Raw genomic sequence first — 22,288 nt, 5'->3', positions numbered from 1 at the left:
CTGTGTTAACGAATATAAAGGAACGTAAATCATGACTATTGAAATTTTAACGCCGGACTTACCCGAATCTGTTGCAGATGCGACTGTTGCTACTTGGCATAAGAATGTGGGTGATGCAATTAAACGTGATGAAGTAATCGTTGAAATTGAAACGGATAAAGTCGTATTAGAAGTACCAGCGCCGCATGACGGTATTTTAGCGGAAATCTGCCAAGTTCAAGGCGCTACTGTTATTTCCAAACAATTACTCGGCAAAATCTCAACCGTCCAAGCAGGCGATTTCACCCAAGAAACGATTAAACCAACGAATGAAGCGACTCCGGCGGATCGTAAGTCTGCAGCTATTGAGCATGACCATTCCGATGCGGATTCTCAAGGCCCAGCGATTCGCCGTTTATTGGCTGAACACAATATTGAGGCTCATTTAGTCAAAGGTACCGGTGTTGGCGGCAGAATTACCCGTGAAGATATTGAACATCATTTAGCACAACGTCAAACACAAGCTTCAAAACAGGCTATTGACACAGAGCAAAGCACTGTCAGTACCGTGTCTTACTCAGCACGTAGCGAAAAACGTGTGCCAATGACACGTTTACGTAAACGTATTGCTGAACGTCTGTTAGAAGCGAAAAATACAACGGCAATGTTAACCACATTCAATGAAGTGGATATGCAGCCGATTATGACATTACGTAAAACTTACGGTGAAAAATTTGAAAAACAACACGGTGTACGTTTAGGCTTTATGTCGTTCTATATTAAAGCGGTTGTTGAAGCATTAAAACGTTATCCGGAAATCAATGCATCGATTGACGGTGATGATGTGGTATATCACAACTATTTCGATATTAGTATTGCGGTCTCAACCCCTCGCGGCTTAGTCACACCGGTTATCCGTAACTGCGATAAATTATCGATGGCGGATATTGAGAAAACGATTAAAGAGCTTGCTGAAAAAGGTCGTGACGGTAAATTAACCGTAGAAGATTTAACCGGCGGTAATTTTACCATTACAAACGGTGGTGTATTCGGTTCATTAATGTCTACCCCGATCATCAATCCACCACAAAGTGCGATTTTAGGGATGCACGCCATTAAAGATCGCCCGGTTGCCATAAACGGCCAAGTGGTTATTCGTCCAATGATGTATCTAGCACTTTCTTATGACCATCGTTTAATTGATGGACGTGAATCTGTTGGTTTCTTAGTTGCTGTCAAAGATTTATTAGAAGATCCGACACGTTTATTACTTGAAATTTAACAGCTAATCAGCTTAATTAAGTAAACCGCTCACAGCATCCTGTAAGCGGTTTTTTAATAAAGTTCACACACACTTTGTAAATTAATCAATTTTATTGTATTATAACGTCATTATTGAGCAAATTTAGAGAAATATGACTGATTACAATTACCCGAGTGCATACAAAATATATCCTGATACTCCTCAAAAATCTTATCGTCTTAAACGTTTACGCTTCTGGTTACGTTCTCGTTTACATCAAAAACAAATTAATTTATTCACTCAATTTATAAATCAGAATCCGGCACTTATTCCTCTGTTGAATCAAAGACCTAATTATAGTTATCCTCTTGTGCATCGTTTTTTGGATAAGCGTTTTAGTGCAACACAACGTTTTCAAGCAATTTGTGATAACTTAACCTTTCTCCCGAAAGCATTAGCTCAATACCAATTACCTCCACTATGGGAAAAGTCAATAAGCTTTGGCGAAATCATCTCGGATTTTGAGCTTCGTTTGAATATCAATGAACATCAACCTATGGAAGGTTTTTGGGCATTGGAGCTATATCAAAAAAGTTCACAACAGCTTGTATATCTATTAACTTTTGGGCTAGTTGAAAATGCACTACTTATCGGTGTGATTCAAGGCTCTAACCAAGCCAATGCCAAAGAGTTAATGAAACAATTAACTAAGCAATGTTATGGCCTACGCCCTGCTCATTTAATGGTAGAAAGTATGAAGTTGCTTGCTTCCGTGCTTGGCTATAAGCAGCTACTTGGTATTCCGCATAAATATCAAAATAAATCTCGATTTATCCAAAGCAAACGTTATGTTGTTGATTATGATGCTATTTTTAGTGAAAGCGGTGGAATCCTAAAAGATTATTGGCAAATGTCTGTGGCGAGCGATAAATCGCTTGAACGCATCCCAAGCAAAAAACGTTCGATGTATCGTAAACGCTTTGCACTACTTGAACAAATAGAAGGCAATATCCGCATGGCATTTGGAATTGCCTAATACTTATCTGCTTCGGCTCACTATTTTTTAACCGCTTATAAGTTAAATATAAGCGGTTAAATTTTCATATCTTTTTGCATTTTCCCTGCTATCTTCAATTTGCTTTTTTAACTGAGATCCATTAAATTTCTGAAAGAATTTCTAACAAAAATGATTCTATACAGGAAATTATATGAACCTACATGAATATCAAGCAAAGCAAATTTTTGCACAATATCAACTCCCAGTGAGTCACGGTATTGCCTGTACAAATACGCATGAGGCGCTTTCCGCCATTCAACAATTAAACGGAGATATTTGGGCGGCTAAATGTCAAGTCCATGCAGGAGGAAGAGGCAAAGCCGGTGGGGTTAAATTAGTCCGTAATGACGCAGACGTTCGTGAGTTCTGCGATAAATGGTTTGGGCAGCATTTAGTCACATTCCAAACCGATGCTCATGGACAACCGGTAAATACGATTTATATTGAAGAAACTTGCCAAATCGAACGTGAATTATACTTAGGTGCAGTAGTTGATCGCTCATCACAAAAAATCGTATTTATGGCATCCTGTGCCGGTGGTATGAATATTGAAGATGTCGCTCAGCAAACGCCCGAACTTATCCATAAAGTAACTATCGATCCGCTTACCGGCGCTCAAGCATTTCAAGGCCGAGAACTTGCCTTCCAATTAGGACTCTCCGGCGATCAAATTAAACAATTCGCACATATTTTTGTACAACTCGCCAATTTATTTATTGAAAAAGATCTTGCTCTAGTTGAAGTAAATCCTCTCGTGCTGACCAAACAAGGTCAATTACTCTGCTTAGATGCCAAAATGGTTGTCGATAGCAACGCACTTTATCGCCACCCTGAACTCAAAACTCTACAAGACCCAAGCCAAGAAGATCCTCGAGAAGCTGAAGCAGCAAAATGGGAGCTCAATTATGTTGCGTTAGATGGAAATATCGGCTGTATGGTTAACGGCGCTGGCTTAGCAATGGGAACGATGGATATCGTCAAATTACACGGTGGTCGTCCGGCAAACTTTTTAGATGTCGGTGGTGGAGCAACCAAAGAACGTGTTGCAGAAGCTTTTAAATTAATTCTTTCCGATCAAAATGTGAAAGCAGTCTTGGTCAATATCTTCGGCGGCATTGTCAGATGTGATTTAATTGCAGAAGGTATTATTGCTGCAGTTAATGAAGTCGGAGTCAGTCTTCCGGTTGTTGTGCGTTTAGAAGGAACAAATGCCGAATTAGGTCGTCAGCTTCTCGCAAACAGCGGTTTAAGTCTCATTGCAGCCACTACATTAACACAAGCGGCACAATTTGCAGTCAGAGCAGCACAAGGGAAATAATATGGCAATTTTAATTGATAAAAATACTAAAGTTATCTGCCAAGGTTTTACTGGTGGACAAGGTACATTCCATAGTGAGCAAGCATTAGCATACGGTACTCAACTTGTCGGTGGTATCTCGCCCAATAAAGGTGGTACAACCCATTTAGGCTTACCGGTATTTAATACCGTACGTGAAGCAGTAGAAAAAACCGGTGCAACCGCAAGCGTCATTTATGTACCGGCACCCGGCTGTAAAGATGCGATTTTAGAAGCGATTGATGCCGGCATCCAACTGATTGTCTGCATTACCGAAGGTATTCCAACCTTGGATATGCTGATCGTTAAACAAAAATTAAAAGAAAGCGGTGTACGAATGATTGGCCCAAATTGTCCGGGTATTATCACACCTGATGAATGTAAAATCGGTATTATGCCTGCTCATATTCATAAAAAAGGAAAAATCGGTATTGTGTCTCGTTCCGGCACATTAACTTATGAAGCGGTCAAACAAACAACAGACGAAGGATTCGGACAGTCAACCTGTGTTGGTATTGGCGGCGATCCGATTCCTGGATCAAGCTTCATCGATATTTTGACATTATTCCAAGCTGATCCGGAAACAGAGGCAATTGTAATGATTGGTGAAATCGGTGGTACCGCAGAAGAAGAAGCAGCTGAATTTATCAAAATGCACGTCACCAAACCGGTTGTAAGCTATATTGCCGGTGTTACTGCACCAAAAGGGAAACGTATGGGCCATGCTGGTGCGATTATCAGTGGAGGTAAAGGTACGGCAGATGAAAAATTTAAGGCTCTAGAACAAGCGGGTGTAAAAACGGTGCGAAGTTTAGCGGAAATTGGAGCTGCGCTTCACGAACTCCTTAATAAATAGTAACAAGCGGTTATTTTTTACTGTTTTTTGCAAAAAAATAGCAAAATTTGACCGCTTTTATATTATTTCTTCATGCTATATAAAAAGCGCTAAGTTTTCACTTAGCGCTTTGCTTCTTTCTAACAAACAGGAATCATTTTATCTTAAAGTTTTGGACCAGCTGCAACTAAAGCCTTACCTTCATCATTTGTGGTATATTTTTCAAAGTTTTTCACAAAACGACCGGCTAAATCTTCAGCTTTAGTTTGCCATTGTGCTTTATCCGCATAAGTATCACGTGGATCTAAAATCGCAGTATCTACTCCCGGTAATGCATCCGGCACAGCTAAATCGAAAATCGGTAATTGATGTGTTGTTGCTTCTTCAATTGAACCATCTAAGATCGCATCAATAATACCACGTGTATCTTTGATAGAAATACGTTTACCTGAACCATTCCATCCTGTATTCACCAAGTATGCTTGAGAACCCGCTGCTTCCATACGTTTCACTAATACTTCCGCATATTTAGTCGGGTGAAGCGATAAGAATGCAGCACCGAAACAAGCTGAGAAAGTTGGTGTCGGTTCAGTAATACCACGTTCTGTACCCGCTAATTTTGCCGTAAAGCCGGATAAGAAATAATATTTAGTTTGTTCAGGCGTTAATTTAGATACAGGTGGTAATACACCAAACGCATCCGCTGTTAAGAAAATTACTTTTTTCGCATGACCCGCTTTTGATACCGGTTCCACAATATTATCAATATGGTAAATCGGATAAGACACACGCGTATTTTCTGTTTTTGATTTATCGGCAAAATCAATTGAACCATCTTCACGAACAACCACATTTTCTAATAAAGCGTCACGGCGAATCGCACGATAAATATCCGGCTCATTTTCTTCTGAAAGGTTAATGGTTTTCGCATAGCAACCACCTTCGTAGTTGAACACACCTTCATCATCCCAACCGTGTTCATCATCACCGATTAATTTACGTTTCGGATCGGTTGAAAGTGTTGTTTTACCTGTACCAGATAAACCGAAGAAGATTGCTACATCACCGTCTTCGCCTACGTTCGCTGAGCAGTGCATTGACGCAATATCTTTGAAAGGTAATAGATAGTTCATCATAGAGAACATACCTTTTTTCATTTCACCGCCGTACCACGTACCGCCGATTAATTGCACTGCTTCAGTTAAGTTGAATGCCACAAAATTTTCTGAATTTAAGCCCTGCTCTTTCCAATTCGGATTGGTTACTTTAGAGCCATTCATCACCACGAAATCCGGTACGAAATTCGCCAATTCTTCTTCAGAAGGGCGAATAAACATATTTTTTACAAAGTGTGCTTGCCATGCTACTTCAGTAATAATTCGTACCGCTAAGCGGTGGCGAGGGCTTGCACCACAAAATGCATCAATCACAAATAAACGTTTATTTGATAATTGGTGAGTCACTAACTCTTTTAAACTTTGCCAAGTTGTTTGACTCATTGGTTTATTGTCATTTTTAACCGCATCAGATGTCCACCAAACGTGATCTTTTGATGTTTCATCATAAACAATATATTTATCTTTTGGCGAACGACCTGTAAAAATCCCCGTATCTACGGCAACTGCTCCGGAATTCGTGAGTACGCCTTTTTCAAAGCCTTCTAATTCCGGCTTCATCTCCTCTTCAAATAATTGCTCATAACTAGGGTTACGTACAATCTCTTTTACGTTAGTAATACCTAGTTGTGCTAGTTCTTGTTCAATACGGCTTAACATAGAATCACCTCTTTATGATTGTAAAAGTTGAAAATTAATAACTGTGGCGATTCTAACTAATTCGAGGAATAAAAAATGTTAACTACTTCAAATTTTGAAGATTTACTCTAAAATTACTTGAAAAATTTGCGTGAAATCAAAGAAAAACTGCACTACTTATTAATTTTTCGTACCTTTTATGAAGTATCACACAGTAAGCGATAAGATTTTTTTATTTTTTTGCAAAATAAGGTAGAATTCCGCTTTACTCGATTAACTCTCAAGAGACATAGAATGCGATTACTAATTATCTTTTTTGCCGTACTACTGACATTTTTTCAGTATAGTTTCTGGTTCGGTAAAAACGGCTGGAGCGATTACCAAGACGCACAAACGGCAGTGGAAGTTCTTACGGAAGAAAATGCAAAATTAAGCGCGCGTAATAGCTTAATCGCGGCAGAAATCAATGACCTTAAAAATGGTGTAAATGCGTTGGAAGAACGAGCACGTTTAGAGCGTGAGATGGTAAAAGGTAGTGAAACATTCTATCGTATTGTTCCTCGTTCACAGTAAGGAAACTCATTGATGCGAAAAATTATTGCCGTAATCCCCGCCTCCGGTGTCGGAAGCCGAATGAATGCGCCTCTGCCGAAACAATATCTAAAATTACAGGGAAAAACAATTTTAGAACATACGCTCAATATTTTTCTTGAACATCCCGATATTCAGAAAATTGTAGTAGCAGTCTCTGAAACAGACCAATATTATACCGAGCTATCTATCTTGAACGCGCCTAAAATTCAAATCGTATTTGGCGGTGAAACTCGTGCAGATTCGGTATTCAATGCGTTGCAAGTGATTGATGAAGATGCTTGGGTATTAGTACATGACGCAGCAAGACCTTGCCTCAAGCGGTCAGATTTAGACAAACTTTTGCAAGTCAAAGAGCCAAATGGCGCAATTCTTGCCACGCCTGTGATTGATACGATGAAGCGTGCAAATGGCAATAAAATCATTGCAACGGAAGATCGCTCCACACTATGGCATGCTCTTACCCCTCAGTTCTTTCCGGTGAACACGCTAAAACAAGCGATTAAATATGCGCTAGAGAATGGATATACCATTACTGATGAAGCTTCAGCAATGGAAATGAGCGGTTACACACCACAATTAATTACTGGGCGTAGCGATAATCTGAAAATTACTCGCCCGGAAGACTTAGCCTTAGCTGAATTTTATTTGACCCATTATATGGAGAACTAGAAATGTTACGAATTGGACATGGTTTTGACGTACACGCATTCGGGCAAGATCGTCCGTTAATGATTTGCGGCGTTGAAGTACCTTATCATACCGGCTTCATCGCCCATAGCGATGGCGATGTCGCTTTGCATGCGCTAACTGATGCTTTATTAGGTGCTGTAGCTCTGGGTGATATCGGCAAACTATTTCCGGATACGGATATGCAATATAAAAATGCAGATAGTCGTAAGCTACTCATTGAAGCATATCGTCAAGTTCGCGCACAAGGCTACAAAGTCGGAAATGTTGATGTGACAATTATTGCTCAAGCGCCCAAAATGCGCCCGTATATCGATCAAATGCGTCAAACTATCGCGGATGATTTACAGTGTGATGTGATGCAGGTAAATGTAAAAGCGACTACAACAGAGAAACTAGGCTTTACCGGAAGAGGTGAAGGTATTGCGTGTGAAGCTGTCGCATTATTGATTAAAGCATAATAACGACTTTAATATAAATAAAAAAGGCTAGACATCATGTCTGGCCTTTTTTATAAGCATAATGAATAAAATTTTTGTCTCTACGACTGTCTAAAATACTTCTTATTAGCCTGAAGAATCTTAGGTCTTGTATTGTAAACTTATTTTAGAAAAAAGCAATCATTTACACTGAACATTCGTTCATAAAATAGCAAATCAATTACTTTTATAATTTTTGTTGATAAACTAAAAAATAATTTAGTAGCAAATAGATTACTTTTGGCCATTATTAATAGTGTATCCATTGTAAAATTTGGTAAACAAAAATTACTTGTCGCCAAATAACTCAGATGTATTCATACCTATAACATTACACATGTGATTGGTTATCCGGTAAGGTACCTTCAATCTCATGAAACAGATCACCATCTTTAAACATCACATAACCACCATTTTTCATTTTGGTCCACTTTTCATTTTTAGTCAGTGGTTGGGTCGCAATAATGGTCACCTTATCATTTGGTGTTGTGTATTTACTAAAATCAATTTCTACATCATCATCGCGTAATGCTTTACTAAACGGCGCTTTACGGGTGACATAGAATAAGTTTGTGGAACAACGTGCGATCATCCAATGCCCATTAGATAAAATAAAATTAAACACACCATGGGTTGCAATATCCGAAGTAATCTCAACTACCGCATCAAAAATCTGTTGTTCCGAGGGTTTTACCGGATATTTTTCTTTTAGACGAGACACAATACAGCAAAATGCCGCTTCAGAGTCTGTTGTTCCGATCGGCTGGTAATGGCAATCCGGACAAGGTCTTACATCTTCAACCGTACCATTATGCGCAAACACCCAATTCTCGCCCCATAATTCACGAATAAATGGATGAGTATTTTCTAAATTAATATCACCTCGGGTCGCCTTACGAATATGCGAAATAACATTATAAGATTTGATACGATACTCGCTGACTAAATCCGCCATAGGAGATGAAGCCCCCGGGCGATTATCTCGGAAAATCCTCACCCCCTTACCTTCAAAAAAGGCGATACCAAAACCATCGGTATGATGGTCTGTTAAACCGGCACGGCGACGAAATCCTTCAAAGGAAAAAGTAATATCTGTTGGCGTATTGCAATTCATTCCGAGTAGTTGACACATAAATTTATTCTTCGCTAAGACCAAAAAGTAGGGGAAAAAAGAAAGACCGACTGACAAGCCGGTCAAACGCTAACTATTTTCACAAATCTTCAAAATAATTCAATAGAAGTAGATCAAAAATCTTATAGCTTATCGTGCTATTTTATATTCATTTCACTATAAGAAGCCGGACAATGTCCGGCAATTCCCTTCGATAATTATTCTGATTCCTTTTTAGCTAGAGATAGCAAAAATAACGCTCCTGCACAAACGACCACGGAAGGCCCTGCCGGTGTATCTTTCCAACCGGAAAATAATAATCCACCGGTTATAGAAAAGATGCTAAATATGATTGCATAGCCCACCATCGCCTCAGGCGTTTTAGCAAAGCGTCTAGCAATAGCAGATGGAATAATTAAAAGAGATGTAATAATTAATGCCCCAACAAACTTCATACTTAATGCAATGGTCAATGCGGTAAGCACCATCAAAAGTAAACGTAAGCGAGCAACATTTAAACCTTCAATCTGCGCAAGCTCCGGACTTATCGTAATCGAGAGTAATTTTTTCCAAAAATATGCCAATACTGAAGCAATTAATACTGAGCCGATACCGATAAAAATAACATCATTAAAATCAATGGCCAGTAAATCACCAAATAGATAAGACATCAAATCAACCCGTACATTATCCAGTAAACTAATGGTAATCACACCGAGCGATAAACTGCAGTGAGCTATAATACCCAACACCGTATCAAGAGAATAAGCGGTGCGATGCTCTAACCAAACGAGTAATAACGCCAAAATCAACGTCATAATGATAACTGCAATATAAGGATCTATTTCGAGAAAAATACCTAGTGCCACACCTAAGAGAGCCGAATGAGAAAGCGTATCACCAAAATATGCCATCTTACGCCACACGACAAATGCACCTAATGGAGCGGTGATAACTGCTAACAATAAACCGGCTAACCAAGCCGGAAACAAAATATCAAACATATTTTCTATTTCTTAAACTATAAATTCATATTGTTTAACCAAAACAAGCGGTCAAATTTCACTAAAATTTTGCAAAAAATTCAAAAATCTTACCGCTTATACCGTTGCTTTGCACTTGCCGCATCTTGTGCTCTCAGCCATAACATTTTTTCTTTTATCTGTTTTTCCATGCCTCTTTCTGTCGGGTGGTAAAACTGCGTATCCTTCAATTCAGGAGGAAAATAATTCTCACCGGCAGCATAAGCGTTAGGTTCATGATGTGCATAGCGATATTCTGCACCATAGCCCAAAGACTTCATTAGTTTCGTTGGCGCATTGCGTAAATGCTCCGGTACATCATAATCTTTCGCCTCTTTGGCTAATTGCTTCGCTTCATTAAAAGCGTTATATACCGCATTACTTTTAGGTGCTACTGCCAAATAAATAATAGCTTGAGCAATCGCTCTTTCACCTTCATAAGCACCGACCCGGGTATAACAATCCCAAGCATTAATCGCAATTTGCATTGCTCTTGGATCTGCATTGCCGATATCTTCGGAAGCTATCGCCAGTAATCTACGTGCAACATATAAAGGATCGCCTCCCGCAGTTAAAATTCTGGCATACCAATACAATGCACCATCCGGCGAAGATCCTCTCACCGACTTATGTAATGCGGAAATCAGATCATAAAAACGATCACCGCCTTTATCAAAACGAGCTTGGCGTTCACCTAAGACTTCTGTGAGCAGCGTTTTATTTAAAATTTTGCCATGAATGCCTTGTTCCGCCATATCCGACATAAGCTCTAAACAATTTAATGCATAACGACCATCACCATTTACATAGTCAGCCAATAACGTTAAAACATCATCTTCCAGAACAAAAGATTCATTACCTAACCCACGTTCTTTATCTAATAGCGCATTTTGCAAAATTTGGTGAATTTCGACCGCTTGTAATGGTTTTAAAATATAAATTCTAGCTCGGGAAAGCAACGCATTATTTAATTCAAAGGAAGGGTTTTCTGTGGTGGCACCGATGAAAATAATCGTCCCATCTTCAATATGCGGTAAAAACGCATCCTGCTGGCTTTTATTAAAACGATGTACTTCATCTACAAATAATAAAGTGCGTCTGCCGGTTTGACGGTTCAATTTTGCGCGTTCAATTGCTTCTCGAATTTCTTTAACACCGCTTGTTACCGCAGAAAGACGTTCAACTTCTGCATCAAAATGATGAGCAATAATTTCAGCTAATGTGGTTTTACCTGTGCCAGGTGGTCCCCAGAAGATCATGGAGTGAGAATGCCCTGCTTCAATGGCACGGCGGAGAGGTTTCCCCTCTCCGATAAGATGGGATTGCCCAATGTATTCCGCCAGAGTGCGTGGACGCATTCTGGCGGGTAAAGGACGAAAATCTTCAGAAAAATCAAAAGATAAGCTACTCATTTGACATCTCCTTAGCGGAGTCCTAACTGACGACGAATATGGCGCATTAATAAGAAAATCCATGGCCATAAAATACCGCTAATAATTGCACCTAAAATTTCTTGTGAATTAAATTCCGCACTATGTAATACAAGCTCTACGAAATAAATTAAGAAACGAATAGCAATCACATACAGCATCACTAAAATAGCTTGTAACCATAATGAGAGATTACGCAGTATCAAATGATATTTTGCTACAAAATAAATAGCAATTGACAGTACTAACGCATGAATACCCAAAATAGATCCTAATACAAGATCCCAAATAATTCCTGCGACAAATGCTGTTCCGACACTTACCTTATTTGGCAATGCTAATGCCCAATAAATCAGAACCAAAACCACCCAGTTCGGTCTTAAACCTTGAAACCCAATAGGCCAAGGCATAATCTCTAACACGAACGCAATCATAAAAATCGAGATTAATACCAAAATTTGAAAAATTGGGTTCGCTCGCATTATTCCGCTCCTTGTTCAGTATGGTGGTTTTCATCATTATCAACTTCTGGCTGAGAAGCTGGATTTACCGGCTCATCACTATTCTCCGGAAGCTCCTCTTTTGGCTGCTCATCTCGAATCTGCTCTTTTTTGTTTTTCTTTAATAAATCTAATGGATTCAAGCTATTGCGGCGTTCTTCAACAACCTCTCTCACTTGCTGCGGCGAAAGACTTTGTGCTTTACGTAACTCTTCGCTTGTCGGCCACAATAATAATAAATAGCGTAAACGATCAAAAGAAGCTAACGGTCGAGCAACAATACGAGCGAATTGGCTCTGCGTATCATTTTTAACTGCTTCCACAATGGCGACCGGATAGCCTTCAGGGAATCGTCCACCTAAACCAGATGTCACCAGCACATCACCTTTAATTACATCGACCGAACGAGGTAAATTATCAATAAATAACTCATCATTATGCCCCGTTCCATTTGCAATACCACGCACGTCATTACGCAATACTTGTACCGGCACGGCATGGGTCACATCCGTAATCAATAAAACACGGCTACTATTTTCTCCAACCGAGATAACTTGACCAACAACACCACGCTCATCAATAACCGGCTGCCCAACAAAAGCACCATCGCTCTTACCACGATTGATAATCACTTGTTGGCGATAGGCATCCATCTCTGCAGTCAACACTTCAGTAATCTTCTTATATTCATCTTGACGAAGCGGAGAACTGAGTAATAAACGTAAACGCTGGTTTTCAACTTTTAACTGATCCAGTAATAAAAGATCCGCATTTTTCTCACGTAATTGCTCTTTTAAAGCTCGATTCTCTAACTGTAATTTACTGTTATCAATAAAATTATTACTTACGCCATCAAGTACCGAACGAGGTGTATTTGAAAAATAGTATAAACCGCCAATAGCAGTTTCAAGCATATTTCGGAATTGGATCAGCGCACTACTGCGTCCATCAAAGGCAATTAACGCTATAGAGATTATGATTGCAAGAAATAGGCGAGTACCTAGTGAAGGGGCTTTAGCAAAAATTGGTTTCATTGTTAAATTTTTAAATGAAATTAAGGTGAGTGATAATGAACAATGGATAATGAGCATTTACTGTCATTATCCATTATGATCGTTCATATCAATTAAAAGCGGAATTACTCATCGCTGCTAAATACATCACCACCGTGCATATCGATCATATCTAGCGCTTTACCGCCACCACGAGCAACACAAGTTAATGGATCTTCTGCAACAATTACTGTAACGCCCGTTGCATCAGAAAGTAATACATCTAAGTTTTGTAATAATGCACCGCCACCAGTTAACACCATACCACGCTCGAAAATGTCAGCCGCCAATTCAGGTGGACATTGTTCTAATACTGATTTAACTGCTTCTACGATACCATTTAATGGTTGCTCAATCGCTTCTAAAACATGCTTAGAATTTAATTCGAAAGTACGTGGCGCACCTTCTGCAAGGTTATGACCGTGAACTTCCATCGTACGTACTTCATCTTCATCACGAATAATTGCCATCGCAATTTCTTTCTTAATGCGCTCAGCAGTTGCTTCACCGATTGCAGAACCGAAATGACGACGTACATATGCAACAATCGCTTCATCTAATTTATCACCACCGATACGAACAGACGTTGAGAATACGATACCGTTTAATGAAAGTACCGCAACTTCTGTTGTACCACCACCGATATCAATAATCATCGAACCAGTTGCTTCATGTACAGGCAAACCCGCACCGATCGCTGCTGCCATTGGCTCTTCAATTAAATAAACTTCACGAGCACCAGCGCCAATTGCTGATTCTTTAATTGCTCGACGTTCAACTTGCGTTGCACCTGCCGGAACACAAACTAATACACGCGGACTTGGGCGCATAAAATTATTGCTATGCACTTGTTTAATAAAGTGTTGCAACATCTTTTCTGTTACAAAGAAATCTGCGATAACCCCATCTTTCATTGGACGGATCGCCGTAATGCTTTTTGGTGTACGGCCTAACATTAATTTCGCATCTGTACCTACTGCTGCAATACTTTTTAAAGAGCCAATACGATCTTGACGTACCGCCACGACAGAAGGCTGATCAAGCACAATACCTTGACCTTTAACATACACTAATGTATTTGCTGTCCCGAGGTCGATAGAAAGATCATTAGAAAACAATCCTAGAAATTTTTTAAACATATAAAGTGATCCATTAAATGAATTTGGTGATTTTGCAAGTATAAAAAATAATGCTCACAAAGGAGCAAAAATATTTATAAATATAACAAAAAAGCCTACCAGACTTCAATGACTAATTTTCTTGAATAGCAAAACTGCTTAGTTTTTAACTTAATTTACCGCTGGATAACAAAATCCAATCGATTAAAAACAAAAACGCCACTCTTAAACTAAGAGTGGCGTTAATATATCAAACTAACTAAGATTAGCCTTTGTAGTTATAAACGTGAGCTACTAAGTCTAATACTTTGTTTGAATAACCAGTTTCATTATCATACCAAGATACTAATTTAACGAAAGTATCTGTTAATGCGATACCTGCTTTAGCATCAAATACTGAAGTTTCAACTGCACCATTGAAGTCTGTAGATACTACTGCATCTTCTGTGTAACCTAAAACGCCTTTCATTTCATTTTCTGAAGCACGTTTGATTTCTGCACAGATTTCTTCGTATGTAGCAGGTTTTTCTAAGTTAACAGTTAAGTCAACAACAGAAACGTTTGCAGTTGGAACACGGAAAGCCATACCTGTTAATTTACCGTTTAATGCTGGTAATACTTTACCTACTGCTTTCGCTGCACCTGTTGATGAAGGAATGATGTTTTGTGAAGCGCCACGACCACCACGCCAGTCTTTAGCTGATGGACCATCTACAGTTTTTTGTGTCGCAGTTGTTGCGTGAACTGTAGTCATTAAGCCTTCTTTGATACCGAATTTATTGTGAATTACTTTAGCTAATGGTGCTAAGCAGTTAGTTGTACAAGAAGCGTTAGAAACGATATCTTGACCTGCATACGCATCGAAGTTTACACCGTTAACGAACATAGGAGTTGCATCTTTAGATGGACCAGTTAATACAACTTTTTTCGCACCTGCAGTAATGTGTTTACGTGCTGTAGCGTCATCTAAGAATAAACCTGTTGCTTCAACTGCGATATCAACACCGATTTCATCCCATTTTAAGTTAGCTGGATCACGTTCAGCTGTTACGCGGATTGCTTTACCGTTAACAACTAATTGACCATCTTTAACTTCAACAGTACCATTGAAACGGCCGTGAGTTGAGTCGTATTTTAACATATATGCCATATAATCAACGTCGATTAAGTCGTTGATACCTACAACTTCGATATCATCACGAAGTTGAGCTGCACGGAACACGATACGACCGATACGACCGAAGCCGTTAATACCAATTTTAATTGCCATAGATTTTTCTACCTATATTAAAGTTAAACAAAATTGTTCTTCTAATGCTTTAAGAAGTACCTGAATTATAGCACATACTCCAGTATGACTTACAACTAAAAGAACCGAAACAAATATAACAGATAAATTTTTTGTGATCTATGTCAAAATTTTAAAATTTGTAACGCTAAAGTGGTAAAAAAACGGTAGAATTGGAGAAAAATTTCTATCTTAGGAGTGAATATGATTAAAGATATTGATGAACTAACGGAAGAACAAGTTGAAATCCTAATTAATCACGGCACCGAAATACCGTTTACCGGTAAATTTCTACATGAAGAACGCATCGGGACTTATCGTTGCGCTCGTTGCCACAATGCATTATTCCGTTCTGATACTAAATTTGACGCCGGTTGCGGTTGGCCAAGTTTCTACGAAGCAGTTTCAGACGATGCATTACGTTATCTAGATGACTATAGTTTAGGTCGTCATCGAACCGAGATTCGTTGCGGTAACTGTGATTCGCATATGGGGCACGTATTTAATGACGGGCCTCCGCCGACAGGTTTACGTTTCTGCTTAAACTCTATCGCGCTCAACTTTAAATGGGATGAAACAGGTGAAGAAATTGACGGTTAATTAATTTTATAAATTAAATATCATTTTCTACATTAAACATAAAGAAAAACGGTCGAAATTTGAAAGAAATTTGCAAAAAAACTTCACATTTCGACCGCTTGTTTATACTGAAGAATCTGCTATTTAAGCTAAAATATTTTTCGCAATAATATCGCCCATTTCACTGGTAGAAACCGGTGCATTTTCATCCGCTAAATCACCTGTGCGATAGCCATCTGCTAACGCTTTTTGAATCGCCGCTTCGATCGCATCTGCCGCATCATTTAAATTAAAACTATAACGTAACATCATTGCCGCCGATAAAATTTGTGCAACTGGGTTAGCAATATTTTTACCTGCAATATCCGGTGCTGAACCGCCTGCCGGTTCATATAAACCGAAACCGTCTTCATTTAAACTTGCAGACGGAAGCATTCCCATTGAACCTGTAATCATTGCCGCCTCATCCGAAATGATGTCGCCGAAAATATTTGAGCATAATAAGATATCAAAGGTTTCCGGCGCTTTGATTAATTGCATTGTTGCATTATCAATATACATATGTTCAAGTGTTACTTCCGGATATTCTTTAGCAATCTCACTTACTGTTTCACGCCATAAAATCGAGCTTTGTAATACGTTTGCTTTATCAATAGATGTCACTTTTTTGTTGCGTTTCATTGCCGATTCAAAAGCGACACGCGCAATACGCTCAATCTCATATTTATAATACACTTCCGTATCAAATGCTTTGGTTTGTGCTCCTTCGCCTTCACGCCCTTTCGGCTGACCAAAATAAATCCCACCAGTTAACTCACGTACCACAACCATATCGAAGCCTTTCGCCGCAATATCTGCACGTAATGGACAGAATTTCTCTAAACCTTTATATAAAGTAGCTGGACGTAAATTACAAAATAACTTGAAATGTTTACGTAATGGAAGTAATGAGCCACGCTCAGGCTGCTCATCCGGCGGTAAATTTACCCATTTAGGTCCGCCTACTGAACCAAACAGAATCGCATCGGCTTCTTCACAGCCTTTTAAAGTATTTTCCGGTAATGCTTTACCTTGCGCATCAATTGCCGCACCACCGATATTAAAATGATTAAAATTTAATTTAAAACCGAATTTTTGTTGTGTTGCTTCAAGCACTTTAATCGCTTGAGCCATAATTTCAGGGCCAATACCATCACCTGCTAAAACCGCAATGTTGTAAGTTTGCATATAAAATCCTCTTATTATTATGAATAGAAGTGGAATATTCTACCTCAAAATTCAGTCTATCGGGTGGGATTTTATCAAAATTGAGCTAGAATAATCGGCAATTAGGGGAACAAAATGAAGACTTTATTTCTAAAACTCACTGCAATTGCAATTTTTAGCCAAAATTTAACCGCTTGCGGCACTATCATCAGCCTATCAGAAGGCGATTATTCGGCTTATGCCGGAGTCAGCAAAGACTTCAAAGCTATCCAAAGCGGCGGAATTTTGAGTATTCCGGCAGTGGTTGATTTACCACTAAGTTTTGTGCTTGATACGTTAATGCTGCCGGTCACATTAAACCAATAAAGAAATATAACTAAATTTTGTAGTTACACGTACAAAAACACAATGCGGGAAAAAGAAATAAAAGACAGTAAAATCAAGGCTTGAGAATAAGAAAACGTAAGAAGACGAAAGAGTAGAAAAGTTAAGTTGGCCCCCTACCGAGTTTGAACCAACCCACACAAAGCATTGCAACACAACACCCCAAGCAAAACCAAAGTTATTCCGTATAACTAAACGTATAACTAAATCAAAAAGTCACCCACCAATTAGCCTACTTTATAACCAATTCTTTAGCGTAAGAAAGTTAGTTCTTTGTTTGTCTCCTAACATCCTCTAACTTAGGAGAGGTGTCAGCCGACGGCTTATACCTAATTCGACATCAATCGCCATCTTTTAAGCCTTTGTGCTGAATGGAAGGTTTCTTATAAAATGAGGTAAAAGCCTTATGCCGGCTTGTTCCTAGAGTGTAGTAGCTTATTGCTCAATGAAAATATTTTTAAATGATGATGATGCCTAAAAATCGTAAAATCTGCCGAAAACCGCGCGGCCCCAACCCCGTGGAAAGGGTATCCCCTCAGGAGTACCTTTTATACTAAAAGCTTTGTAGTGGCAGTCATAAAACCACTGTATAAGATTTTCATACCTTCCACCCTCTCTATTATATAAGGAAAAATTCGTAGTCCAATAGTCCAATTAGTCCAAAATCCAACTTTTCTTTTTATATTCAATAGGTTACATAAAATTTTTTGGACTATTTTTTTACATTTTGGACTATTTTAGGTGGTTTTTGGACTAAATGTTTTTTGGCTCTTTTATTTTTTTAGCTTAAGCATTTAGTCCAAAAAGGGGGTATTTTAGTCCAAAAACGGTGATTTTAGTCCAATGATAGTCCAATAATTTTACATCTAACTTATTGATATATAATGATTTCATACCTTAAAAAGGGTGTTTTGGACTATTGGACTATTAAAAATATGCTTCCTAATAGAAAGGGAGAATAAATTTATACAGGTTGTATAAAAAGTGCATTTTATAAACAATAAAGCATAACAAAAAAACCGCCAATAATGGCGGTCTGAATGTAGTTTAATGATATGGCTATTCGTCGCTATTCTCATTGAGAATCTCTATCAGATAAGCTCGGGTTCTCTTTGGGTTGATCTTGTGTGGTATTCGTTGGAGGTATGCGTAGCCGTTGCCCTCTCCCTTATGAAGAATGCCCGCTTTAACTAATACCGGAAGTGCAACCTCTTTCGTCTGCCCTTGTAAGGCTTCATCTTCAAATACGCTTTTGAAGACAAAATAACGGTCATCTTCTACCAGTCGATAACCGGCTTTATTGCTGATAGGCTTCTGTGTGCCGTCCGGTGGAAACTCTTCAAAACGAGTATCAGCATTTACCAATAGCCAACCGTTCACTTGTTCAATGATCTGTGTATGCTTTTTCGAGTGCCAGCCATAAGCGTTTACCCATTCATTGAAGTTAGCCGTGATAGCGTTTGATATATCCTTTTCCGTCCATTGTAAGATATCCTTAGCCAATAATAAGGCGGTTTCAATGAGGGCGAATCTATCCGCCATCACCCGCTTAATTTGAGGTTCTGAATTATCCGGCAAGCTCTTTAATCGAGATTGTTTTACTTTGTCGTATAACGCTCTCAATGCGCTTTTTTCCGCTTGGACTAGATAAGTGAGCCAATCTACACCCACCGCACCAAAATAGCGCATGACGTTTGCATTGAGCGCGTCAGCGTGCGTTTTACCGTCCGCCAAGCCGTGAAACTCTGTCGCTCGTTTCATCGGGATATTGAGTAAGCGGACTAATTGGCCGGCATTGACCTTTATCCCTTGTTGCTTGAGGTAGCTCTCTAAACCTTCCTCACCGGTGGAGAGATTCGCTACTAGCCATTTAATCGACTTGCGATTTCCACCTTCTTTCGCACCTTGTAACTTCCCTTGTCCGTTAAACAAGCTATAAGCGGTCTGTGCGACGGCTTTCGGACTGGCTTCGCTGATTTCATCTAACGGCATAAATAGCCCGTTACGGCTAAAGGCTTCGTTCTGTAAGGCCAACGGTGTAGCGTTCCATGCTGTACGAGTTTCTCTTGGGTGTCCGTAAATTGAGGAAGCGATATTTAAAGCGGTTGTTTTACCGAATGTTGAATCTTCGTAAAGGTGTACGCCGTAGCCGTCCGCCTCTAAAGGTTTCAATAATGGCGCACTTAATGCCACGCCAATCGATAACATCATCGACGGATTACCTACGCAATAACGCCCGATATTCTCCACCCAGTCCGCTGTTGTTCCGCTTACTCTATATCCTTCGATATTCTGCGTTAAATTGCGGAAAATGGTCGGGGTTTGCGGTTGCCCTAAGGTTTCCCCGTTTGGCAAGGTAAAAGCGGTTAAATCTTCATTCCAGCCGGTTTTGTCGGTAATGTAATACTGCTTGGCGGTTCGGCTTTTAAATTGCAAATAATCGGCTAATTCCGCCCGTAGTGCTTGCTTAGTAGTTACCGTCACATCATTACGTTTCAAATACTGCCAGCCGTCACGCTCACCAATATCTTTTAGCGGCATAACAAGCGGTCGTTCTTGCTTCTCTTTTTGCAAAATAATGAAATGTTCACTTTCTCCTTTGCCTAGTCCGATGACCTCGACAAAATCGGATAACCATTTTTCGCTTTCGACTTTCTCACCGTCCACAATACGAGTAGTAACATAGTACAAGCCTTTTAATCCGCCACGCTTACGCATTTCTACACGTGGAGCGGTATCATCTTCGGGGTTAAGTGTGCGTTGCTCTAAAAGCTCTGCGGTAGCGTGCTGTCCGTTCTTAATGCGCTGATATTCGCTGGTTAGGTTTTCCGTATTAAAGCCTTCATCTAGCCATTCTACGGCGGTAAGATTCGGGCAATGTTCTGCGAGGTTCATCAATACTCGGGTGCGAAAATCATCTTTATCTTTCGCCAAAGTGGGGAGTTCCCCCACTTGGAATATTTTAATGAATCGTTGTGCTGCCGGCGCAAGTAACAAGCGGTCTAATTGGCCCAAATCTTTGCTATCCAACAAGCACGGAATCATATCATTGCCTAGCTTGAAGCTATCACGAATTAATGCCCATCTTTCGCCTTTGCCTGCTTCTGAATGGTTAGTCTCTTTATTCCATCGGTAATAGGCTTTATGTACGTCTCTTCCTGCTAGAATAATCCAATCGTTGAAAGCGTTCGTTTTTGCTAACTGGTCATCATAAAAGCGGATTTTGTTCATACTCCACCTCTTCGATCACTTCCTGTAAGTAAGTGTGCGCTTCATCTAAGTATTGGAAGGCTTCCGCCAGTATTTCATCTCTGCTCATCAGCGTACCGTTTTCACGTCGTACCGCACCGTTGCCGGTTAAAGCAATCTCAAGGAATATCTTCGCCATATCTAACGGCTGCTTGATTGAATGGAGGGTTTCTAGATTACTCATTCTCGCCTCCCTTAAAGTTTAAATTTTCCATTTCAGATAAGGCAGATATAAGAATGCCGTGAATTCCTTCGATTGCTATACTAATACTTACACCATCCATATCTTGAAGACGTGATTTTGACATAGCATCTAATAGGGTCGCCGCTTGCCAACATTTAGCCATTCCTTCGTTAAATTGTGCTTGTTGGTTACTCATCTTTCGCTACCTCCACCGCTTTTCGTTCACATTCCGCCAATTTGTAAGCGTTCAATGCTTCGGTCTGTGCTTCGTGAACTTTGATTAATTCATAAATCTGTTGATCACGTTGGCGGTGTGCCTGTTTAATCTGCCCAATAAGGTAATCATTAAGCGCAAGTAAGCCGTCGGCAATATCGCTGCTATAAGTAAATTCGCTTTCGCCATCTACACTGATGCACTCAGAATGATCGACGCTAATCGCACTTGATAAACTATTCGCATAGGTAAGGAGCATATCGAGGTTGTCGGTTTGCTCACGAATATCTTCAATCAATTTATTTGTGTTACGCATAAACCACCTCTTTAACGGCAAAGAAAGGGCAGACCTTAGCTTTAGCTTGTTCTAAGCTATTGGCTTTAATACGCACGGTATAGCAAGGGAATGATGAAATCGGTTTTGACGTGTTGCGTAAGTCTAAACGGCTTACGGCTTTGAATAGGTAGATCATGGCTGATAGCTCCACAAGTAAATTTTTAGAGTCTATCGCTTTGCTTTCCACGGCTTGGCGATAGCGTTTAGCGGGGTGGAAAACTGCGACTTGTGGAACACAGCCAACGATTAAACGTTGCCCACTAAACGCTACCATAGAGAGAAATGTAACGAATCCATTTTTGGATTGGTCATTTTCTTTAGGTGTGTTTAGTCCACGAACAAAAAAAGCACGGTCATTGAAAGGCGTGCTAGTGTTCGCCACAAGTAAATTATTCGAGTTTCCACGCTCGGCTTCCGATTTTGCGAAAGCGAGAGTAGCATAAACCTTATTCGCTAAACTTGTAAAGCAATTCTTTTTACAAGCGGTCGAATTTTCTTCATTTTTTGCAAATTCCGCCGATAGTACGGAATGAACCATATCTAAATAACCTTGCGGATTATTGTCGATTGTGTCGCTATTTGTTGTGATGTACTGTAAAATATTCATCGGTTAAATACCTTTTTTAAATTTTTGTTTTCGCCCTCTTAGT

At 39.6% G+C, this 22,288-nt stretch carries 23 protein-coding genes; 9 read left to right on the top strand and 14 right to left on the bottom strand.

Annotation, left to right across the window (positions count from 1 at the left end):
- Positions 1 to 31 precede the first annotated feature (31 nt).
- From odhB to sucD, 4 genes are all read left to right on the top strand, one after another.
- Positions 32 to 1,261: a 2-oxoglutarate dehydrogenase complex dihydrolipoyllysine-residue succinyltransferase gene (odhB, locus tag ASU1_RS02750; protein WP_014991345.1), complete on the top strand. Its 1,230-nt coding sequence runs from the start codon at positions 32 to 34 to the stop codon at positions 1,259 to 1,261.
- Between the two features lie 133 nt (positions 1,262 to 1,394).
- Positions 1,395 to 2,258, top strand: coding sequence for a VirK/YbjX family protein (locus ASU1_RS02745; RefSeq protein WP_014991344.1), 864 nt, complete (start codon positions 1,395 to 1,397; stop codon positions 2,256 to 2,258).
- A gap of 172 nt (positions 2,259 to 2,430) precedes the next feature.
- Positions 2,431 to 3,597, top strand: coding sequence for an ADP-forming succinate--CoA ligase subunit beta (gene sucC / locus ASU1_RS02740; protein WP_014991343.1), 1,167 nt, complete (start codon positions 2,431 to 2,433; stop codon positions 3,595 to 3,597).
- A 1-nt stretch (position 3,598) separates the two neighbouring features.
- Positions 3,599 to 4,471, top strand: coding sequence for a succinate--CoA ligase subunit alpha (sucD, locus tag ASU1_RS02735; RefSeq protein ID WP_014991342.1), 873 nt, complete (start codon positions 3,599 to 3,601; stop codon positions 4,469 to 4,471).
- Positions 4,472 to 4,614: 143 nt separating this feature from the next.
- Here sucD and pckA read toward each other — a convergent pair whose 3' ends face one another.
- Entirely contained in the window at positions 4,615 to 6,225 is a 1,611-nt protein-coding gene (gene pckA / locus ASU1_RS02730) for a phosphoenolpyruvate carboxykinase (ATP) (protein ID WP_014991341.1), read from the bottom strand.
- 273 nt (positions 6,226 to 6,498) lie between these two features.
- Here pckA and ftsB point away from each other — a divergent pair, with 273 nt between their 5' ends.
- The 3 genes from ftsB to ispF are packed head-to-tail and all read left to right on the top strand — an operon-like array spanning position 6,499 to position 7,946.
- Positions 6,499 to 6,777: a cell division protein FtsB gene (gene ftsB, locus ASU1_RS02725; RefSeq protein WP_014991340.1), complete on the top strand. Its 279-nt coding sequence runs from the start codon at positions 6,499 to 6,501 to the stop codon at positions 6,775 to 6,777.
- A gap of 9 nt (positions 6,778 to 6,786) precedes the next feature.
- Positions 6,787 to 7,467 (top strand): 2-C-methyl-D-erythritol 4-phosphate cytidylyltransferase, encoded by a 681-nt coding sequence (ispD, locus tag ASU1_RS02720; RefSeq protein ID WP_039194967.1) that lies wholly within the window; start codon positions 6,787 to 6,789, stop codon positions 7,465 to 7,467.
- Positions 7,468 to 7,469: 2 nt separating this feature from the next.
- The gene (ispF, locus tag ASU1_RS02715) at positions 7,470 to 7,946 is read left to right on the top strand and encodes a 2-C-methyl-D-erythritol 2,4-cyclodiphosphate synthase (protein ID WP_014991338.1); all 477 of its coding nucleotides are present in this window, start codon (positions 7,470 to 7,472) and stop codon (positions 7,944 to 7,946) included.
- A gap of 349 nt (positions 7,947 to 8,295) precedes the next feature.
- Here the strand turns inward: ispF and ASU1_RS02710 are convergent, their stop codons facing one another.
- From ASU1_RS02710 to gap, 7 genes are all read right to left on the bottom strand, one after another.
- Positions 8,296 to 9,096, bottom strand: a complete 801-nt coding sequence (locus ASU1_RS02710; RefSeq protein ID WP_014991337.1) for a class II glutamine amidotransferase — start codon at positions 9,094 to 9,096, stop codon at positions 8,296 to 8,298.
- A gap of 197 nt (positions 9,097 to 9,293) precedes the next feature.
- Entirely contained in the window at positions 9,294 to 10,079 is a 786-nt protein-coding gene (gene znuB / locus ASU1_RS02705) for a zinc ABC transporter permease subunit ZnuB (protein ID WP_014991336.1), read from the bottom strand.
- Between the two features lie 89 nt (positions 10,080 to 10,168).
- Positions 10,169 to 11,509: a replication-associated recombination protein A gene (locus tag ASU1_RS02700; protein WP_014991335.1), complete on the bottom strand. Its 1,341-nt coding sequence runs from the start codon at positions 11,507 to 11,509 to the stop codon at positions 10,169 to 10,171.
- An 11-nt stretch (positions 11,510 to 11,520) separates the two neighbouring features.
- Complete coding sequence (gene mreD / locus ASU1_RS02695; RefSeq protein ID WP_014991334.1) at positions 11,521 to 12,009, bottom strand: rod shape-determining protein MreD; 489 nt, start codon at positions 12,007 to 12,009, stop codon at positions 11,521 to 11,523.
- Positions 12,009 to 13,061: a rod shape-determining protein MreC gene (gene mreC, locus ASU1_RS02690; protein WP_014991333.1), complete on the bottom strand. Its 1,053-nt coding sequence runs from the start codon at positions 13,059 to 13,061 to the stop codon at positions 12,009 to 12,011. Before mreC ends, mreD begins: the two co-directional genes overlap by 1 nt.
- Positions 13,062 to 13,165: 104 nt before the next feature.
- Positions 13,166 to 14,218 (bottom strand): rod shape-determining protein, encoded by a 1,053-nt coding sequence (locus ASU1_RS02685; RefSeq protein ID WP_014991332.1) that lies wholly within the window; start codon positions 14,216 to 14,218, stop codon positions 13,166 to 13,168.
- Positions 14,219 to 14,462: 244 nt separating this feature from the next.
- Positions 14,463 to 15,467, bottom strand: a complete 1,005-nt coding sequence (gene gap, locus ASU1_RS02680) for a type I glyceraldehyde-3-phosphate dehydrogenase (RefSeq protein WP_014991331.1) — start codon at positions 15,465 to 15,467, stop codon at positions 14,463 to 14,465.
- Positions 15,468 to 15,689: 222 nt separating this feature from the next.
- On the opposite strand from gap, the gene msrB reads away from it, so the two are divergent.
- Entirely contained in the window at positions 15,690 to 16,085 is a 396-nt protein-coding gene (gene msrB, locus ASU1_RS02675) for a peptide-methionine (R)-S-oxide reductase MsrB (protein ID WP_014991330.1), read from the top strand.
- A gap of 123 nt (positions 16,086 to 16,208) precedes the next feature.
- Here msrB and leuB read toward each other — a convergent pair whose 3' ends face one another.
- Positions 16,209 to 17,291, bottom strand: coding sequence for a 3-isopropylmalate dehydrogenase (gene leuB / locus ASU1_RS02670; RefSeq protein ID WP_014991329.1), 1,083 nt, complete (start codon positions 17,289 to 17,291; stop codon positions 16,209 to 16,211).
- Positions 17,292 to 17,405: 114 nt separating this feature from the next.
- On the opposite strand from leuB, the gene ASU1_RS02665 reads away from it, so the two are divergent.
- On the top strand, positions 17,406 to 17,636 hold the full coding sequence (locus tag ASU1_RS02665; RefSeq protein ID WP_014991328.1) for a YceK/YidQ family lipoprotein: 231 nt from the start codon (positions 17,406 to 17,408) through the stop codon (positions 17,634 to 17,636).
- Between the two features lie 1,077 nt (positions 17,637 to 18,713).
- Here the strand turns inward: ASU1_RS02665 and ASU1_RS02660 are convergent.
- Genes ASU1_RS02660 through ASU1_RS02640 form a run of 5 tightly spaced genes read right to left on the bottom strand, consistent with a single transcriptional unit; the run spans position 18,714 to position 22,245 of the window.
- Positions 18,714 to 20,885 carry a DUF927 domain-containing protein gene (locus ASU1_RS02660; RefSeq protein WP_039194772.1) on the bottom strand — a complete coding sequence of 724 codons (2,172 nt, stop codon included), beginning with the start codon at positions 20,883 to 20,885 and terminating at the stop codon, positions 18,714 to 18,716.
- Positions 20,863 to 21,087, bottom strand: coding sequence for a hypothetical protein (locus tag ASU1_RS02655; RefSeq protein WP_014991326.1), 225 nt, complete (start codon positions 21,085 to 21,087; stop codon positions 20,863 to 20,865). Before ASU1_RS02655 ends, ASU1_RS02660 begins: the two co-directional genes overlap by 23 nt.
- Positions 21,080 to 21,283, bottom strand: a complete 204-nt coding sequence (locus ASU1_RS02650) for a hypothetical protein (RefSeq protein WP_014991325.1) — start codon at positions 21,281 to 21,283, stop codon at positions 21,080 to 21,082. The genes ASU1_RS02655 and ASU1_RS02650 overlap by 8 nt, the downstream gene beginning before the upstream one ends.
- Positions 21,276 to 21,617: a hypothetical protein gene (locus ASU1_RS02645; protein ID WP_014991324.1), complete on the bottom strand. Its 342-nt coding sequence runs from the start codon at positions 21,615 to 21,617 to the stop codon at positions 21,276 to 21,278. Before ASU1_RS02645 ends, ASU1_RS02650 begins: the two co-directional genes overlap by 8 nt.
- Positions 21,610 to 22,245 carry an ash family protein gene (locus ASU1_RS02640; protein ID WP_014991323.1) on the bottom strand — a complete coding sequence of 212 codons (636 nt, stop codon included), beginning with the start codon at positions 22,243 to 22,245 and terminating at the stop codon, positions 21,610 to 21,612. The genes ASU1_RS02645 and ASU1_RS02640 overlap by 8 nt, the downstream gene beginning before the upstream one ends.
- Positions 22,246 to 22,288: the final 43 nt, after the last annotated feature.

Origin of the sequence: Actinobacillus suis ATCC 33415 (assembly GCF_000739435.1) — a bacterium.
Classification (GTDB): domain Bacteria; phylum Pseudomonadota; class Gammaproteobacteria; order Enterobacterales; family Pasteurellaceae; genus Actinobacillus; species Actinobacillus suis.
This window is presented reverse-complemented; position numbering and strand designations above follow the sequence as displayed.

Coding starts and splice junctions, on each gene's coding strand:
- odhB (WP_014991345.1), top strand. CDS start 32: ATGACTATTGAAATTTTAACGCCGGACTTACCCGAATCTGTTGCAGAT.
- ASU1_RS02745 (WP_014991344.1), top strand. CDS start 1,395: ATGACTGATTACAATTACCCGAGTGCATACAAAATATATCCTGATACT.
- sucC (WP_014991343.1), top strand. CDS start 2,431: ATGAACCTACATGAATATCAAGCAAAGCAAATTTTTGCACAATATCAA.
- sucD (WP_014991342.1), top strand. CDS start 3,599: ATGGCAATTTTAATTGATAAAAATACTAAAGTTATCTGCCAAGGTTTT.
- pckA (WP_014991341.1), bottom strand. CDS start 6,225: ATGTTAAGCCGTATTGAACAAGAACTAGCACAACTAGGTATTACTAAC.
- ftsB (WP_014991340.1), top strand. CDS start 6,499: ATGCGATTACTAATTATCTTTTTTGCCGTACTACTGACATTTTTTCAG.
- ispF (WP_014991338.1), top strand. CDS start 7,470: ATGTTACGAATTGGACATGGTTTTGACGTACACGCATTCGGGCAAGAT.
- ASU1_RS02710 (WP_014991337.1), bottom strand. CDS start 9,096: ATGTGTCAACTACTCGGAATGAATTGCAATACGCCAACAGATATTACT.
- znuB (WP_014991336.1), bottom strand. CDS start 10,079: ATGTTTGATATTTTGTTTCCGGCTTGGTTAGCCGGTTTATTGTTAGCA.
- ASU1_RS02700 (WP_014991335.1), bottom strand. CDS start 11,509: ATGAGTAGCTTATCTTTTGATTTTTCTGAAGATTTTCGTCCTTTACCC.
- mreD (WP_014991334.1), bottom strand. CDS start 12,009: ATGCGAGCGAACCCAATTTTTCAAATTTTGGTATTAATCTCGATTTTT.
- mreC (WP_014991333.1), bottom strand. CDS start 13,061: ATGAAACCAATTTTTGCTAAAGCCCCTTCACTAGGTACTCGCCTATTT.
- ASU1_RS02685 (WP_014991332.1), bottom strand. CDS start 14,218: ATGTTTAAAAAATTTCTAGGATTGTTTTCTAATGATCTTTCTATCGAC.
- gap (WP_014991331.1), bottom strand. CDS start 15,467: ATGGCAATTAAAATTGGTATTAACGGCTTCGGTCGTATCGGTCGTATC.
- msrB (WP_014991330.1), top strand. CDS start 15,690: ATGATTAAAGATATTGATGAACTAACGGAAGAACAAGTTGAAATCCTA.
- leuB (WP_014991329.1), bottom strand. CDS start 17,291: ATGCAAACTTACAACATTGCGGTTTTAGCAGGTGATGGTATTGGCCCT.
- ASU1_RS02665 (WP_014991328.1), top strand. CDS start 17,406: ATGAAGACTTTATTTCTAAAACTCACTGCAATTGCAATTTTTAGCCAA.
- ASU1_RS02660 (WP_039194772.1), bottom strand. CDS start 20,885: ATGAACAAAATCCGCTTTTATGATGACCAGTTAGCAAAAACGAACGCT.
- ASU1_RS02655 (WP_014991326.1), bottom strand. CDS start 21,087: ATGAGTAATCTAGAAACCCTCCATTCAATCAAGCAGCCGTTAGATATG.
- ASU1_RS02650 (WP_014991325.1), bottom strand. CDS start 21,283: ATGAGTAACCAACAAGCACAATTTAACGAAGGAATGGCTAAATGTTGG.
- ASU1_RS02645 (WP_014991324.1), bottom strand. CDS start 21,617: ATGCGTAACACAAATAAATTGATTGAAGATATTCGTGAGCAAACCGAC.
- ASU1_RS02640 (WP_014991323.1), bottom strand. CDS start 22,245: ATGAATATTTTACAGTACATCACAACAAATAGCGACACAATCGACAAT.